The sequence below is a fragment of the Gimesia chilikensis genome (assembly GCF_007744075.1).
GTDB classification, from domain to species: domain Bacteria; phylum Planctomycetota; class Planctomycetia; order Planctomycetales; family Planctomycetaceae; genus Gimesia; species Gimesia chilikensis_A.
In genome coordinates this window covers 366,437-381,130 of record NZ_CP036266.1, presented here as the reverse complement: position 1 = coordinate 381,130, position 14,694 = coordinate 366,437, and the positions used below count along the sequence as shown (strand labels likewise).

General features: G+C 55.1%; 9 protein-coding genes. 4 read left to right on the top strand and 5 right to left on the bottom strand.

Going from position 1 to position 14,694, the window contains the following annotated elements; genetic code table 11:
- Window positions 1–32: 32 nt before the first annotated feature.
- Both HG66A1_RS01520 and HG66A1_RS01515 read right to left on the bottom strand, forming a co-directional pair.
- On the bottom strand, window positions 33–1,445 hold the full coding sequence (locus HG66A1_RS01520; RefSeq protein ID WP_145180188.1) for a sigma-54-dependent transcriptional regulator: 1,413 nt from the start codon (window positions 1,443–1,445) through the stop codon (window positions 33–35).
- The gene (locus HG66A1_RS01515) at window positions 1,423–2,838 is read right to left on the bottom strand and encodes a sensor histidine kinase (RefSeq protein ID WP_197996939.1); all 1,416 of its coding nucleotides are present in this window, start codon (window positions 2,836–2,838) and stop codon (window positions 1,423–1,425) included. The genes HG66A1_RS01520 and HG66A1_RS01515 overlap by 23 nt, the downstream gene beginning before the upstream one ends.
- A 345-nt stretch (window positions 2,839–3,183) precedes the next feature.
- Between HG66A1_RS01515 and HG66A1_RS01510 the strand changes: the two genes are divergently transcribed.
- The 3 genes from HG66A1_RS01510 (at window position 3,184) to HG66A1_RS01500 (ending at window position 6,973) form a co-directional block, all read left to right on the top strand.
- Entirely contained in the window at window positions 3,184–4,188 is a 1,005-nt protein-coding gene (locus HG66A1_RS01510; protein ID WP_145180184.1) for a DUF1559 domain-containing protein, read from the top strand.
- A 104-nt stretch (window positions 4,189–4,292) separates the two neighbouring features.
- Window positions 4,293–5,450, top strand: a complete 1,158-nt coding sequence (locus tag HG66A1_RS01505; RefSeq protein WP_145180182.1) for an SGNH/GDSL hydrolase family protein — start codon at window positions 4,293–4,295, stop codon at window positions 5,448–5,450.
- Window positions 5,450–6,973: an FG-GAP-like repeat-containing protein gene (locus HG66A1_RS01500; RefSeq protein WP_145180180.1), complete on the top strand. Its 1,524-nt coding sequence runs from the start codon at window positions 5,450–5,452 to the stop codon at window positions 6,971–6,973. Before HG66A1_RS01505 ends, HG66A1_RS01500 begins: the two co-directional genes overlap by 1 nt.
- A gap of 2 nt (window positions 6,974–6,975) precedes the next feature.
- Here the strand turns inward: HG66A1_RS01500 and HG66A1_RS01495 are convergent, their stop codons facing one another.
- Both HG66A1_RS01495 and HG66A1_RS01490 read right to left on the bottom strand, forming a co-directional pair.
- The gene (locus HG66A1_RS01495; protein WP_145180178.1) at window positions 6,976–7,812 is read right to left on the bottom strand and encodes a hypothetical protein; all 837 of its coding nucleotides are present in this window, start codon (window positions 7,810–7,812) and stop codon (window positions 6,976–6,978) included.
- A gap of 83 nt (window positions 7,813–7,895) precedes the next feature.
- Window positions 7,896–11,603 carry an FG-GAP-like repeat-containing protein gene (locus tag HG66A1_RS01490; protein ID WP_145180176.1) on the bottom strand — a complete coding sequence of 1,236 codons (3,708 nt, stop codon included), beginning with the start codon at window positions 11,601–11,603 and terminating at the stop codon, window positions 7,896–7,898.
- A 290-nt stretch (window positions 11,604–11,893) separates the two neighbouring features.
- Here HG66A1_RS01490 and HG66A1_RS01485 point away from each other — a divergent pair, with 290 nt between their 5' ends.
- Window positions 11,894–13,243: a hypothetical protein gene (locus HG66A1_RS01485; protein WP_145180174.1), complete on the top strand. Its 1,350-nt coding sequence runs from the start codon at window positions 11,894–11,896 to the stop codon at window positions 13,241–13,243.
- Between the two features lie 104 nt (window positions 13,244–13,347).
- Here HG66A1_RS01485 and HG66A1_RS01480 read toward each other — a convergent pair whose 3' ends face one another.
- Window positions 13,348–14,688 (bottom strand): DUF1501 domain-containing protein, encoded by a 1,341-nt coding sequence (locus tag HG66A1_RS01480; RefSeq protein ID WP_145035847.1) that lies wholly within the window; start codon window positions 14,686–14,688, stop codon window positions 13,348–13,350.
- Window positions 14,689–14,694 lie beyond the last annotated feature (6 nt).

Sequence of the window (14,694 nt, the reverse complement as noted above, 5' to 3'; positions counted from 1 at the left end):
GTCTCATGCAGGTTCACCTCAGGATTTCAGTGTCAGCTGTTTTCAATGTCGTACTGTTTCAGTTTCTTACTCAGGGTAGTCCGATGCAAGCCCAGACAGCGGGCCGCGGGCGCACATTGCCCATGAAATTTTTCCAAAGCCACTTCCATCACCGGCGGCTCAACCAGGGTGAGCAGTTTCTCATAAATCCCGGCCGCAGATTCCGGATCTAGAAACTGCTGTTCGGCCCACTGCTTGAGCAGCTCGTTGATCTCCGCATCCGAACCGGCTTGAGACTCATCCAGACCCAGAAAGGACTGCGATACCGGCGCAGGCAGATCTTCGGGAAGAATCGTTCCGCCCCGCGCCCGTAAGGCTGCGTGTTCGATCGCATTGCGTAACTCGCGCACATTGCCATACCAGGGCCGACGCTCCAGTTCGGTAATCGTCTCTGCGGTGAGCCGATGCTGCATCCCCGTCTGCCGATCCACAAAGCGTTCCAGAAAGAACTCGGCCAGCAGACGAATATCTCCCACCCGCTTCCGCAAGGGGGGAATGTCGATCTCAAACGTACACAGGCGGAAATAAAGATCGTGGCGGAACTTGCCCCGCTTGATCAGCGATTCCAGGTTCCGATGCGAAGCGGTGATCACACGGAAATTCGTCTTCACGCGCTGCGTCGAACCCACGGGCAGTACTTCACCTTCTTCCAGGGCCCGCAGCAGTTTGATCTGAATCGACAGCGGGATGTCGGCCACTTCATCCAGGAACAGCGTACCTCCGTTGGCCTGTTCCAGAAAACCCATCCGCCCCGACTCCGCGCCGGTAAACGCCCCCGGCACATGACCGAACAGTTCACTCTCCGCCAGGCTCTCACTGAGCGAAGCAATATTCACGGCGACAAACGGTCCCGAAGCACGATCGCTGAAGCGGTGAATCGCCTGCGCCGCCACTTCCTTACCGGTCCCGCTTTCTCCCGTGAGCATCACACTCGCATCCGAAGCCGCCACCAGCGCGATTGACTTGAAGACCAGCTGCATCTCAGGTGTTGAACCCACAAGCCCTTCCAGCTGTCGCGGTTCACCCGGTTGCAGCTCTTCGCGTCCCGCTTCCTTGACCGCTTTCTCCAGCACCTGCTCCATCTGAGCCAGATCAAATGGTTTTACGATATAGTCAAACGCTCCGTTTCGCACCGCTTCCACAGCGGTCTGCAGATCACCATAGGCGGTAATCACAATCACAGGCACTGGACCAATCCGCTCGTAAAGTCCCTGCATCGCCGTCAGCCCATCCATGCCGGGCAGACGCACATCCATCACCACCACATCGGGGCGGTCTTTCTCCGCCAGGCTCAATGCCTGTTCGGCTGTTGAAGCCATCATCACCTCGTGGCCGTGGCTTTCGCCCAACTGGCTCAGCCCCCAGCAGATGGATTCTTCATCATCAACGATCAATAGTTTCGACACACGCTTTCTCCGTCTGCACCAGAGGCAACTCGACCATGAAACAGGTACGCTCCTCACGCCGTTCCCAGAGGATCTCGCCGCCGTGATTCTGCACGATCTCTCTGGCCACAAATAAACCCAGGCCGGTCCCGTCACGTTTGGCGGTCACCAGCGGTTCAAACATTTTATTTACGATCGACGACTCCGGTCCGGGGCCCGTATCAGACACTTCCAAAGTAACAGACTCTTCCCCTGTTGGGAATAACCTGACGCAAACCTCTCCCGAGATGCCCTGCGCTTCCTGCACAGCAACCGCAGCTTCGATCGCATTGAGCGCCAGATTGGAAATCAACTGCTCCAGCGATTCCGCGTCCCCTTCCACTACGAGAGGCTCAGAACCGGTTTCATCCTTCAAAGCGATGCCCACATGCCGCGCCGTCGGATCCACCAGACTGACCACCCGCGCCACCAGCTCATTCAGGCAGACCGGCTCAAAACTGGAGAAGTGCCCCCCCTTGTTCTCCAGAAAGCTCTGCAGGTATTGCTCGATCATACACAGCTGACGGTTCGCAACCTGCAGCGTTTCGTCTTCCTGGTATTCGGGGGATTTACGGAGATACAGATCCAGCGCAATCCGGCACCCGGTCACCGCATTCCGGAGCTGGTGAGCAATCGCCCCCCGCAACTGCCCCAGTGTTTTCAGCCGCTCACTACGTTTGACTTCGTCTTCGTAATCCCCCAGCAGTTCCGCCATCTGGTTGATCGAGGTACTCAAGTCGCGAATTTCATCATCGCGTTCCGGCAGGATCATCGGCTGGAAATCTCCCCGGGCAATCTGTACCACTTTACGGTCCAGACGCTGTAACGGCCGTGTCACACGGGCAGCGATCACCGTTGCCAGAATCGCGACTACAATCAGCGCAATACTTCCGGCAATCAACGACGGATAAACGGCATTGGCAATCGCCTCACGATACTGACGTACCGGATAGTAAATATGCAGGTAACGTACGCCTGCCCCTGGTATCCGGGGTTGCAGTTTCACCACGGAATGAAAAAAAGGAGCATCCCCGGCTTCAATCACGTCCGAAATCTGTAGCTCATCCCAGCTGGGAGGCGTCCCCTGTATAGGAGCGGGAGTAAAGTCGGGACGCGTGGACGAGAGCACCTGGTCTTCCGCCCCCACAAGAACAAAGTCGGCTCCCGACAATCCTTTCGTCTGGTTTAACACCGCCACGGTCAGCGGAAATGTCGCATCGTTCAACGTATGCGCAATCTGCCGAAACTGATCCCGCACCTGTACCTTGATCTGATGCGTCGCCAGCCAGGCATGCAATAAAGTCACACCCACAATCGCGCACACCATGATGCCGACCATCGGAATCAAAATCTGGTACCGTAACGGCCAGCGCATAACGGGAACTTTCCTGCACATGTAAAATCAGAGTTGAGAGTTTCCTCCCATTTTAGAAGAAACAGGGATCATAAAATACTTTGAAACCACTCTGACAACCTCGTTTTTTAGAACCGGGGCCCCGCTCGGTGCCAGAATTCACCAATCGCAATGTCGCTTGAAACGACTCCGGTGTCGCTCAGTGCGACACCTCTTCCTGCTTCAGCCATTTTATTCACGCTCAAACACCTGGACTTGCAGCAAAGTCAGTGAAATACAAGGCTTTGGTATATTCTTTGCCTGCAGTTCATCCATAGAATTGTGCTTCTCACTACCCGCCGTACAAAGTAAGCTGGAAACACCGTTATGCGTCCCCGCCGTGGATTTACCCTGATCGAACTTCTAGTGGTGATCGCCATCATCGCGATCCTGATTGCCCTTCTCTTACCCGCCGTTCAACAGGCCCGGGAAGCCGCGCGTCGTACCCAATGCAAGAATCACCTGAAACAGCTGGGGCTCGCGATCCATAATTATGTCAGCAGCTATCGCTATCTGCCTCCCGGCGCCAGTGTCGATCTTGCCGTGACTTCCACAGGCAACAATGGTTCCTGGGGCGTGCATGGTCGGATTCTCCCCATGCTGGAACAAGGCAACCTCTACGACAATGTCGATCTCTCGACCGCCTGGGACTTCCAGGCCGCCATTGATGGACTGAAAATTCCCGTCTACGCCTGCCCCAGTGATCCCAACAGTGACAGAGTCCGTGACCCCGGTGGCGGAAAAGTTAAACTCTATCCCACCAACTACGGATTTAACTACGGAACCTGGTTCGTCTTTGATCCCACGAACGGCAGCAGCGGCAACGGCGCCTTTTATCCGAACGCCAGCCTGACCATGGCCAGCTTCACCGACGGTACCAGTAACACACTGCTCGCAGCCGAAGTCAAAGGCTGGCAGCCCTACACCCGCAACGGCGGTCCATCGACGACAACCATTCCCGGCACGGCTTCCGAAGCGGCCACCATCGTAGCTTCAGGAGCCGACTTTAAAACCAATACCGGGCACACCGAATGGCCCGATGGGCGAGTGCACCACACCGGATTTACCGTGACCATGAATCCCAACACCTACGTTCCTTACACCAGTGGCGGCACTGAGTACGACGCCGATTTCAACTCCTGGCAGGAAGGGAAGAACGGATCCGCCGGTTCCCCCACCTACGCGATTATCACCTCCCGCAGTTTCCATACAGGGGTTGTGAACGCGGTGCTCGTCGATGGGTCCGTCCGCACGATCAGTGAAAACATCTCGCTGGAAATCTGGAGGGCACTGGGTACCCGGATGAACGGCGAAGTCATCGGCGAATTCTAACCGGCAATCGTTCGACCCCCGCTTTCTTTTTCCCGCTGGCTCCTGTTAAGATGGTGAAACAACAACCATCTTTTACGCATCTAAGAGCATAAACAGGAACAGCAATGAGAGTGAATCAACGAACCATCTGGCTGCGCGTCTTTTCCCTGGTCTGTCTGCTGGCATCGGCAACAATCCTGCAGGCCGCCGATCAGCCGTTAACTGATTTTACCACGGACGAAAAAGACAAAACCCACTGGTTTGATATCCAGAACCTGGATGTGGAAGGCAAAGGCTGGACCGACACGGAAAGCTTTTACGATCGCCTGCCCCAAAAAGCCAAAGGCGTCGTCCGTCCTCCGGTCTGGTCACTCTCCAAACACTCCGCCGGCATGGCCGTTCGCTTCGTCACCGATGCGACCACGATCAAAGCCAGATGGACGCTCACTTCCGCTTCGCTGGCCATGAACCACATGGCAGCCACCGGCGTCAGCGGCCTGGACCTCTATGTCAAAACCGAATCGGGTAAATGGCGCTGGCTCGGCGTTGGTCGTCCTGCTCAGCAGACAACAACCGCCACGCTGGTTACAGGTATCATCCCCGGCAAACGGGAATACATGCTCTACCTGCCCCTGTATAACGGTGTCAAATCGGTGGAGATTGGCATTCCTGAATCCAGTCAGCTCTGGAAAGCACCCGCTCGCGAAGCAGGCAAAGATAAACCGCTGGTGTTCTGGGGAACGTCCATCACTCAGGGAGGCTGTGCCTCACGCACTGGAATGGTCCACACCGCGATCCTCGGTCGCCGTCTCGATCGCCCGGTGATCAATCTCGGCTTCTCGGGGAACGGCCGCATGGAACCGGAAGTCGCTAAACTCGTAGCCGAGCTCGATGCCAGCGTCTTCATCATGGACTGCCTCCCCAACGTCACCGCTGATACCGTCAAAAAAGAGACGGTCCCTCTCGTCAAAACGCTGCGGGCCGCGCATCCCGAAACGCCAATCCTGCTGGTCGAAGACCGGACCTACACCAACGCTTATCTCAAACCGAGCAGTCAGGAACGGCACCGTACCAGCCGCGCAGCACTCAAAGCGGGCTACGAGCAGCTCAAAAAAGAAGGCGTCAAAAACCTCTATTACCTGGAAGGAGACAATCTACTCGGCGATGATTTTGAAGGTACCGTCGACAGTTCTCACCCCACCGACCTGGGCTTCTTCCGTCAGGCCGACGCCTTTGAAGAAGCACTGCGACCGATTCTGGAACAGCAGGAGCAGGCACAGTAATGCCGGCCCGCAGTTATTGTTTTCTGTTTCTCGCACTGCTCATGGCGTGCGGGAAACAGGAATCGTCCTCGCCTCCCGAGGACACCTTCACGACAGAGACACGGCACACGGAATTTGAAACGGAAATCCAAAATTTCTGTGGCCACTGTCATGCCTGTCCCGATCCGGGTGTGCTGACCAAAGCTGCCTGGCGGATGCAGATTCCCCGCGAATACGCGCACTACGAACAGTCCCCCAATCAGAGCCTGCGCGTCCCGCCGATGCCCGAAGTCATCCGTTACTTTGAGGCGCTGGCGCCCGAACAACATGAGCTGCCTTCACAAATCGAGAACCTCGCCCCCGGCCCGGTTGATTTTCAGCGGCAACCCTTTCCCCGTCTCGACGACGATCCCCTGCCCGGCGTTTCGAATCTCAACTGGGTCGCTGGCAAGACACCTCACGAACTGCTGCTCACCGATCTGGGTTCCGGACGTGTCGGTCGCATCCGCTTTTCAGAGAGACAGCCCTTATTCGAACCGCTGGCCAAACTACACCATCCGGCTCACATTGAACGCATCGACCTCAACGGAGACCAGCACGACGATTACCTCATCGCCGACCTGGGCAGTTTCGGGCCGGAAGACCACGACCGGGGCTCCGTCGAAGCCCTGCTCTTCGATCCGCAATCAGACAGTTATCGACAGCAGTCACTCCAGGCAGGACTGGGACGGGTTGCTGACGCCAAAGCTGCCGACTTCGATGCCGACGGAGATCTTGACCTGATCGTCGCCGAGTTTGGCTGGCACAAAACTGGACGTCTGCTCTATCTGGAAAATGTCTCGCCAGCAACAGACGATCTCAAATATCGGTTGCAGGTACTCGATCCCCGCCACGGCGCCAGCCATGTGCTGATCACCGACTGGAACCAGGACGGCCTGCCCGACTTTGTCGCCCTCTTCTCGCAGGAACATGAAACCATCGTCGCTTTTCTCAACCAGGGACAAGGCCAGTTTCGCACCGAAACCATCTTCCAGGCCCCCGACCCCGCCTACGGCTCATCGTGCATCGACCTGGTGGACCTCGATCAGGACGGGGATCTGGATCTGCTCTATACCAACGGCGACACGATGGACAGCTTCGAGCTGCGTCCCAGTCACTCCGTGCAATGGCTGGAAAACCAGGGTCGCTTTCCGTTCAAGCCACATCACCTCGCCCCACTCACAGGCGCGTATGGCGTCACCCATGGCGACTTTGACCAGGATGGCGACATCGATCTCGCCGCCTGTACCATGACCTGGAACTACGATCAACGTCGCAACACAATCGTCTGGTACGAACAGACGAAACCCGGCCAGTTTGTGCCTCACCCGCTCGATTATTCCCGGGGACAGCATCCGGTGATTACCGCAGGCGACTTTGACGGCGATGGCAAGCCCGACCTGGCCGTGGGTAACTTCGAAGCCCGCGAAACAGACCAGGTCGATCAGGGCGAATGGTTTTCCATCTGGTGGAACAAGGGATCCAGGTCAGCTCAATCAGAGTGAGCTCAGTCCTGTTTCTTAACCAGGTCCGTGACCTGCTTTTCCGGATCCACAGAGAATACGGTTTTCGCATACGGGTCAGCGACCAGCACATTCTTTCCCTGCACCGCAATCCCGACTGGATTCTTGAAAGGTTCACCAGAGACCCATTTTTCAGCCTTGCCATCGGGCGTCACTTTCCAGAGCGCCTTTTCGTAACCATCGCTGACTACGGCTGTGCCATCATCCAGAACGACGACATCGTGAGGAAAATTGAACGGGCGCCCTTTCACGACGATGCTGACTTTCCCATCCGGAGTCACTTTCAGCAACTGGTCTGCTGTTCCTGAAACAACCCACAGGTTCTCTTCCTGATCCAGAGCCAGGCCTCGCGGTGCACTGACTTCCGCAAACAGCGTCGGCTTACCACCTGCTGCAGGCACCTTCCAGATTCGATGCAGTTCCAGGTCGGAGACCAGCAGGTCGCCGGCTTTGGTCACCACTACGTCCATCGGGATACCAATTCCCCCTTTAGTGAGGGCTTCGGGCTTTGCGTCCGCTTTAGCAAACCGGTAGACTTCGCGTGTCGAGGAATCGCCTGCCAGCACACGTCCCTGGTCATCCAGGGTCACGCACCGCACCGCATTCAGCGGTGTCCGAAACACCTTGGAGCCTTTGAAAAATTCGCTGACTTTCCCGTCCTGAATACTCCAGATACCAGGCAGCTTGCGGTCCGCGACATAAACGGGACCTTTCTCAGCTGCGACAACGGAGAGTGGATATGACATCTCTGCTGCGAGACCAGCGTGAGTGGAGACCAGTAACAGCAGTAGTAAGGAAAACGTCTGAACGAAAATCTGCATCGTGAATCAATACCTGCTTGAATAAAAATGAAGTTCAGTTCGTATCTTACCGCAGGCCGCGGGCAAATGCACTTCTGAAAACTTCAGGGACGGGACAAGTGTTTCCAGAAAGCGGCACTGTCCTGCCGACGGGTATGGTACTGCTCCCGATCAGACTTGAGTACAGATCCCTCAGGATATTCCTCGGTCGGATACGGATAGCTGCGCATCTCCCGGAATGGCAGCGGTTCCACCGCTTGGCCCAGAATCGTATGCAGGTTCGCATCCTTGTCCCAACCCACATTATGCAGAATGAAGTCCCGCTTCCAGCCCGGACGCGGGGGACCAGCGGGAACGCGAAATCGCAGCCGCATCTCATCACCGGCCCCGAGAATCACCAGTCGGTTGTCTGCTTTTTCCACAAGCGGTTTCACATCCCCATAACGGGTAAAGCCCCCCTGCATCGGCGGCCACTGAATCTGCTCAGTGAGCTTCTGATAATCGTACCGCTCGGGACCATTCCCCGGGTGGATGATCGGCGTTGAAAAACCCCGGTGCTGTAAGTCCACAGTTTCGAGGGGACAGACGTGTGTCATGAACTCAGCCGGACTCTCGTCGACCGTGAAAAAGATCTGGTCCCAGTAGAATTCCATGTTGGTTTCAATCCGTACGCGATAGTCATCCGTCAGAAACTGATCTGCCAGGTCCACAACAATCGTTTTCGTCTTGCCACCCGGAAAACCCATAAACGGCTGGATCGTTTTCCAGCCACCGCTGTTATCCGGCACTGCCAGTGATGGAGGTCGTGGCGAAGGCAGCGCAGGATTCTCATCGAGCGCCAGGTTAATCCCCGTGTCCGTTGGATACAGCCAGCCTGTCAGGAACAGCTTGATGCGTGGCGTTTTCGCTTGCTTCACCGCTGCGGTATTCAAATCCAGTTCGAGCGTATGCACTTCGGTTAAACCCTGACGGTGCTTTTCGTCGAACGTCTTCGCATACACGTCATCTACGTCTCGTATCTCCGGCAGGACATCCCGTCCGCGATGATTGACGGCCCCGACCGGTGTTTGTGTTTCGCGCGCCGCATGAATCTTGAATGCAGCCAGATCGGGTGGCCCCACCTTTTCATTGGAAAAGATCTCCACCTCCGCCGGATGATCGACGGCCGTCAGTTCAATCAGGTCGAAGTAACCCGCCTCCCAGAGCTCTTCCGTAATCCGCAGTTCATAGTAACCCTCTTTCTCCTGAAGCCGGTCGCCCTCAATCTTGAGAAATTCCCAGTCACGACTCGGAGCCACGATCCCTTTTCCGAACTGCAAGCCAATCGGCGCCGCCCACAACAGATCTGTATAAAACGTGAACTGCTCTCCGTCCCAGGTATAAAGATAGGGACAGGACCCCATCAGGGTCTGCTTCTCGTAAAACCGCTGATCAGTTTTCGCATTAATGATGTTGACTGGAATCCCATTCGTCCACAACACACGGATCGCCTCCGCGACCGACTGTTTTCCCAGTCCGAAATGCGTCGACTGTCCCGCCACAATCTGCGGTTGATAAATCGCACCGCTGCGGAGTTCCACCAGACTGCCCACACCATAATGATTAACGCGACCACTGGCGGACTTCACCTCCCCTTTGACCTGCTCCGCACGGAGTGAGACATCGATCCAGTGATTATCGTTCCCCTGATTCTGCAGGAACATCACTTCCCCTGCTTCAACAGTAATCACATCCAGGCTGCCATCCTGGTTCAGATCCGCTACGCGGAACAGTTGGATCGGCTCCGCACTGATAATCGCTTCGTCGGTCACATAAGCGGTCTGTTCGGTTCGATGCTCGGCCGTCCCTAACAACAACTGTAAGCCGTTTCCGCCTGACGCCAGCACATCCAGCACGCCATCATTATTCAGATCTCCTGTCTGTAATAGGGTGCCCTGAATATCAGGCAGTTTCATCTCCCGGATCTGCTGTACCGAATCAACCTGCACTTCTCCTGTCCCCAGCAACCGGGTTCCCGCCAGCACCAGAGCCTGACGCTGCAAGCCCACCAGATCCCAGGAACCGTTCCGGTCAAAGTCGGTCAGTACGCACTCTTCAAACTGATTGGCCGTGGGGCCGTTCTCTGATTCAACTTGGGAAAATGTCCGCCAGCGAAAGCGACCATGTCGCAGGTTTTCGAGGTATCCTGCCTGCCGGGTCGTTCTGCTGCAGAGAATCAGATCCAGATCGACATCGCGGTCCCAGTCCACGCGCACAATCGAAGTTGCCGCCAGATCCGCAGGCGGCAGCTGGGAATTGGTACTGATATCCTGAAATGACAGATTCCCCCGATTCGACCAGAGCGAAATCCCCATCCCGGTTGAAGCAACCAGGTCCAGATCGCCATCGTGATCCAGGTCAGAAAAATTCACCGTCAGCACATCGGACAATGTATCCAGGGAATCGGCCTGCGGTCGGTGAACCAGTTTTCGTATTCCTTTTTTATCATCTACCTGATTTTCCAGGACGCGAATCCCGGCTTTTCCTACCAGCACCAGATCGAGATCGGCATCCCGGGCCGGCGAGATAGCGGCGATTGTCTGGGGCTCCTCTTTTTTCTCACCAGCCGGCGATGGAGCGAACTGCTGCACATCGCCATCCAGATCGACGGCATGAATTTCACGGAAGCCCCCCTCCGCTGCTGCAGAGGTCATCACTGACCAGCGGCCGTCCTCTCCCTGTTGAAATACCTGCACCCGCTCCGCCGTCAGCAGGATCAGATCGGGTTTACCATCGAGGTCGAAATCCGCGATCTTGAGATCCCTGATGTCAGCCGACACGTCTTCATTGAACTCAATCGCCCGGGGTTCGGCAAACTTCACCGACAGCGGTTTCTCCTGAGCGGGCCACTCGACAGCCGCATAAAAAGCAGGCGGAAAATCGGGGATCACAAATTCAAGCGGATTCTGTTCAACCCGACGGCGATCGCTTTTGACCAGATCCTCGGCGATTAACACATTTCTGAGCACGCGGGCATTACGGGTGACGAGATTCCATTTCCCGTCTGTGATCGCCTGCAGAGACGCCTTGATGACCTCATTCAAATCCAGCCGGGTATGATCTTTCACGCTTTCCGCCAGCGGCGCAGCCAGCTGTTTGACCTGTTCGAAGACGGCTTTCGCCTGCTCTGACTTCTCCACAGCGGCGACCTGCAGATAATCGATCGCCAGAAACAGGTTGTCCGGCTGCAGTTCCCACGCACGCTTCAAAGACGCATTCGCCAGCGCCTGTTGCTCGGGCTTCACGTTCTGTTTCTGCAACTGGGACAACTCAAACCAGATCGCTGCAGACTCGGGACTTTTTTCCAGCGCCTGTTGCAATGCCTCTTCCGCCTTGGGCTCATTTCCCAGCGCCAGTTGAATGCGGGCTGAAAGGACATAGCTGGCACTCGATTCAGGAGCAATCTTGATCAACTGCGCTACCGTTGCCTGCGCCTGGTCAGCCAGCTGTTTCCCCGACTGATGATCGACCAGTTTTTCGGGAGTCAGTTGCAGCAGCCGACAGATCGTCAGATTCTGAAAGCCGATCACATCGCCAGGCAGTTCTTCGGTCAGCCGCTCCAGCAGGGGGTCACTCTCGGCGTAACGCTCGTTTTCGAGGTAAGCGATCCCCTCATTTTTGAGCCGCAAGAGTTGCTGCGCTTCGTCGTATGAAATGGGTCCACTTCCCACCGGACCACCTCCCGGCTGGAGGGTCAGAAACAAAGCCAGGATTCCGATAAACAGAATCACAGCCACGACGATCAGGTAATGGTGAGTGGGCCGGGTAGACATGCAACAGACCTTCTATGGAATTCCAGCGGTTAATGCTCCTGCCCCAAGGATACACTTCTACTTCCTGAATTCCAGTCTGTCTCAAATGAGTTTTCGTCTTGAATCTGACTCAAGAGGTGGAATCTGTTGAGGTACGGTCGATTGATTCACTCCTTATTGACTCTCCCTGTAAGCAGCCTTACAATCCGACAACAACATATGAACAGTTGCCTGGTCAGCCTACTCACCCGCCCCGAAATAAGAAGATAAACACTTCCAGTTGATTAATACTTACTCTTCAGGTCTTTCGCATGTCTTTCGACGCATATCATAAATGGCTGGGAATCCCCCCGGAACAACAACCACCACATTACTACCAGCTCCTGGGGATTTCCACGAAAGAAACGGATCGCGAAGTTATCGAAACAGCCGCACAAAGGCAACGATCTATCATCGAAGAGAATCTTCACGGTCCACATCGTAAAGTTGCAAATCAACTCCTGTATGAAATCGATGAAGCGGAATTGACCCTGCTGAGTCCCGAACTCCGCGAAGTATATGATCAGCAGGTCACGCGGGCTGTCCGTAAACAGAAACGTAATCAGAGTGGACACAATCTCGATCCCGATTCCAATCAGCCAGCGGGAGAAGGTAGTGGGCTGCTGGAGCGTTATCTGGCTATTACGTCCGTCATTCTGGTAGGTTTTCTCATCATGGCGTGGTTTGCCTACCAGAAACCACGCTCCGAAGAGGAAAAGAAAGTCCTGCGAGCGCAACCAATCAACGCAGAGCACCAACCCCAAACGCCTGAAACGCCCACCGTCAAAACAGACAGCCCGACCACGCCCCCGCAACCAGTGCCCAGCGCAACTACTAAAGCAGCAGCAATTGAGTGGATTTTTTCAGTAGGTGGGGGAATCAGAACAAGCAATGGTCAAACCATAGAACGCGTCACAGACTTACCATCAGAACCCTTTGAAGTCACCACCATCATTCTCAGCAAGTGTGAAGTCACAGATGCAACACTTCCCAATATTTTACCACTGACTTCCGTGCAGTCGATTTTGCTCAATGCGAATCCGATCACGAACAAGAGTATCGCAACCATCAATCAGTTTGACGATCTGCAAAACCTCTATCTGGCTGACACAAAAATCACCAGTCAGGGAATCGCAGCATTAAATGATCAATTCCAGCTGAATGCTTTGTACCTCAATAATAACCGCAGCCTGAATGATGAAATCATCAAAGATATCGTACAATACCCGAAATTAACCCGGCTCTCGCTTGCTGAAACTTCAATCACGGGTCAGGCATTAGACGGCTTATCAACCTTGAATAAGCTGATCACACTTCAGATTCATCTGACAGAAATTGACGATGCCAGCTTAGATCAACTCCAGGCGTTTCCCGAACTACAGGAACTATTGCTGGGAAGTCCGTCAAACTCTGAACAGGCAATCTTGAACACGTTGCAGTACTTCGACAGTTTGAAAATACTCTGGATTTTTGATGTCCCGTTTACTGATGCAGGGGTGAATCGACTATCAGAAATGAAAACGCTGAAAGAGATACGCTTAATTCGAACCGACATCACAGACACCAATCTGAACCTTCTCAAACAGGCATTACCAGCTGCGAAAATCACTGTGGAAAAATGAACTGATCAGTCTGCTGTCATAATTCATTTCTCATGTACAAAAAAAAGCGAGTTGCCATCCCTTGGGTGACAACTCGCTGTTACTGTTTTCAAGCCAGCTGACGCTTAACCGAACAGCTCGCGTACAGGATCGCCCATGTCGGTGATCGGCACCGGACGGTCGCCTGCGTAGAGTTCTTCAGAAGGATCAATGCCCAGGCTGGCGTAAATTGTCGCGTGCAGATCGGGTACGGAGACAGGGCGGGAAACGATTTCTTCGCCCAGTTCGTTGGTTTCGCCAATGGTCATCCCGTTCTTCAGACCACCGCCGGCCAGCACAACACTGAAAGCTTTCGACTGGTGACCGCGTCCTCCGCCCGAATCGAAGCGGGCCGGACGACCGAACTCGGAAGCCACGACAATCAGTGTTTTGTCGAGCAGCTTGTGCTGTTCGAGGTCCAGCACCAAAGCTGACAGTGCGGAATCGAGTTCCTTGATCAGCAGATGCTGATTCAGCTGCCCGTCATTGTGTGTATCCCAGCCGGTCCCATTCACAAAGTTGAGGTTGTGAGAGACTTCGATGAAACGCACGCCGGACTGAATCAGACGACGCGAGAGCAGACACCGCTGACCGAATTCGCCGCCGTACGAATTCCGCAGGTCGCTCTTTTCGTTGTCCAGCTGGAAGACCTTCATGAATTCAGGACCGGACAGGCGAAGTGCTTCTGCCACAGATTGATCGTAGTCCTGAATCGTCTGTCCGCCAATGCTCTTCTGACGGTAATCGGCTCGCATCTTAGTCAGGAGCCGTTCACGACGATCCTGACGACTCTGGTTCACACGTGAAGAACGGGTGAAACCGCTGGGGCCGGCGTTTGTGTCAGTCAGATAGACATAACCGGCCTTGCTGCCCAGGAAGCCGGGGCCACGGGTCACGTTAGGATAACCGATGAGCACATAAGCGGGAGCGATATCACTGACGGCTCCGCGCTGATGAGCGACGACAGACCCGACAGACGGATAGGTAATCGTTCCGGTTGTGGGACGCCCCGTGTGCATCCGGTTGGTGGCAGCAGCGTGCTCGTCGATCACTTCATGGTGCACACTGCGGACAATGTTGAACCGGTCCAGAATGGGAGCACACTTGGAAAGATGCTCACAGACCTCGGTCCCTTTGATGGCGGTCGGAATCGGGTCGTAATAGGAACCCGCTTTCTTGGCCTTCGGATCGCCTTTGCGTTTGGGATCCCAGGTATCGATATGGCAGGAACCACCGCCCAGCCAGATCATGATGCAGTGTTCCGCTTTACCGACGGGCATCGCCAGTTTTTTGGAACCGTGCGGTTTCGTACCATGTTTTTCCGAGGCCAGTAACTGCTGCCAGGAAGTTCCCAGAGCGGAAGCCGCCAGACCGGTGGCGGAAGCCTGTCTTAAGAAATCGCGACGTGTTGACTGAAATTCGTTCATGATTCA

What these genes read in the sequence shown, in the direction of transcription:
- HG66A1_RS01490 (WP_145180176.1), bottom strand. Translation starts at nt 11,603, where the DNA reads ATGTCTACCCGGCCCACTCACCATTACCTGATCGTCGTGGCTGTGATT.
- HG66A1_RS01495 (WP_145180178.1), bottom strand. Translation starts at nt 7,812, where the DNA reads ATGCAGATTTTCGTTCAGACGTTTTCCTTACTACTGCTGTTACTGGTC.
- HG66A1_RS01515 (WP_197996939.1), bottom strand. Translation starts at nt 2,838, where the DNA reads ATGCGCTGGCCGTTACGGTACCAGATTTTGATTCCGATGGTCGGCATC.
- HG66A1_RS01500 (WP_145180180.1), top strand. Translation starts at nt 5,450, where the DNA reads ATGCCGGCCCGCAGTTATTGTTTTCTGTTTCTCGCACTGCTCATGGCG.
- HG66A1_RS01510 (WP_145180184.1), top strand. Translation starts at nt 3,184, where the DNA reads ATGCGTCCCCGCCGTGGATTTACCCTGATCGAACTTCTAGTGGTGATC.
- HG66A1_RS01480 (WP_145035847.1), bottom strand. Translation starts at nt 14,688, where the DNA reads ATGAACGAATTTCAGTCAACACGTCGCGATTTCTTAAGACAGGCTTCC.
- HG66A1_RS01505 (WP_145180182.1), top strand. Translation starts at nt 4,293, where the DNA reads ATGAGAGTGAATCAACGAACCATCTGGCTGCGCGTCTTTTCCCTGGTC.
- HG66A1_RS01485 (WP_145180174.1), top strand. Translation starts at nt 11,894, where the DNA reads ATGTCTTTCGACGCATATCATAAATGGCTGGGAATCCCCCCGGAACAA.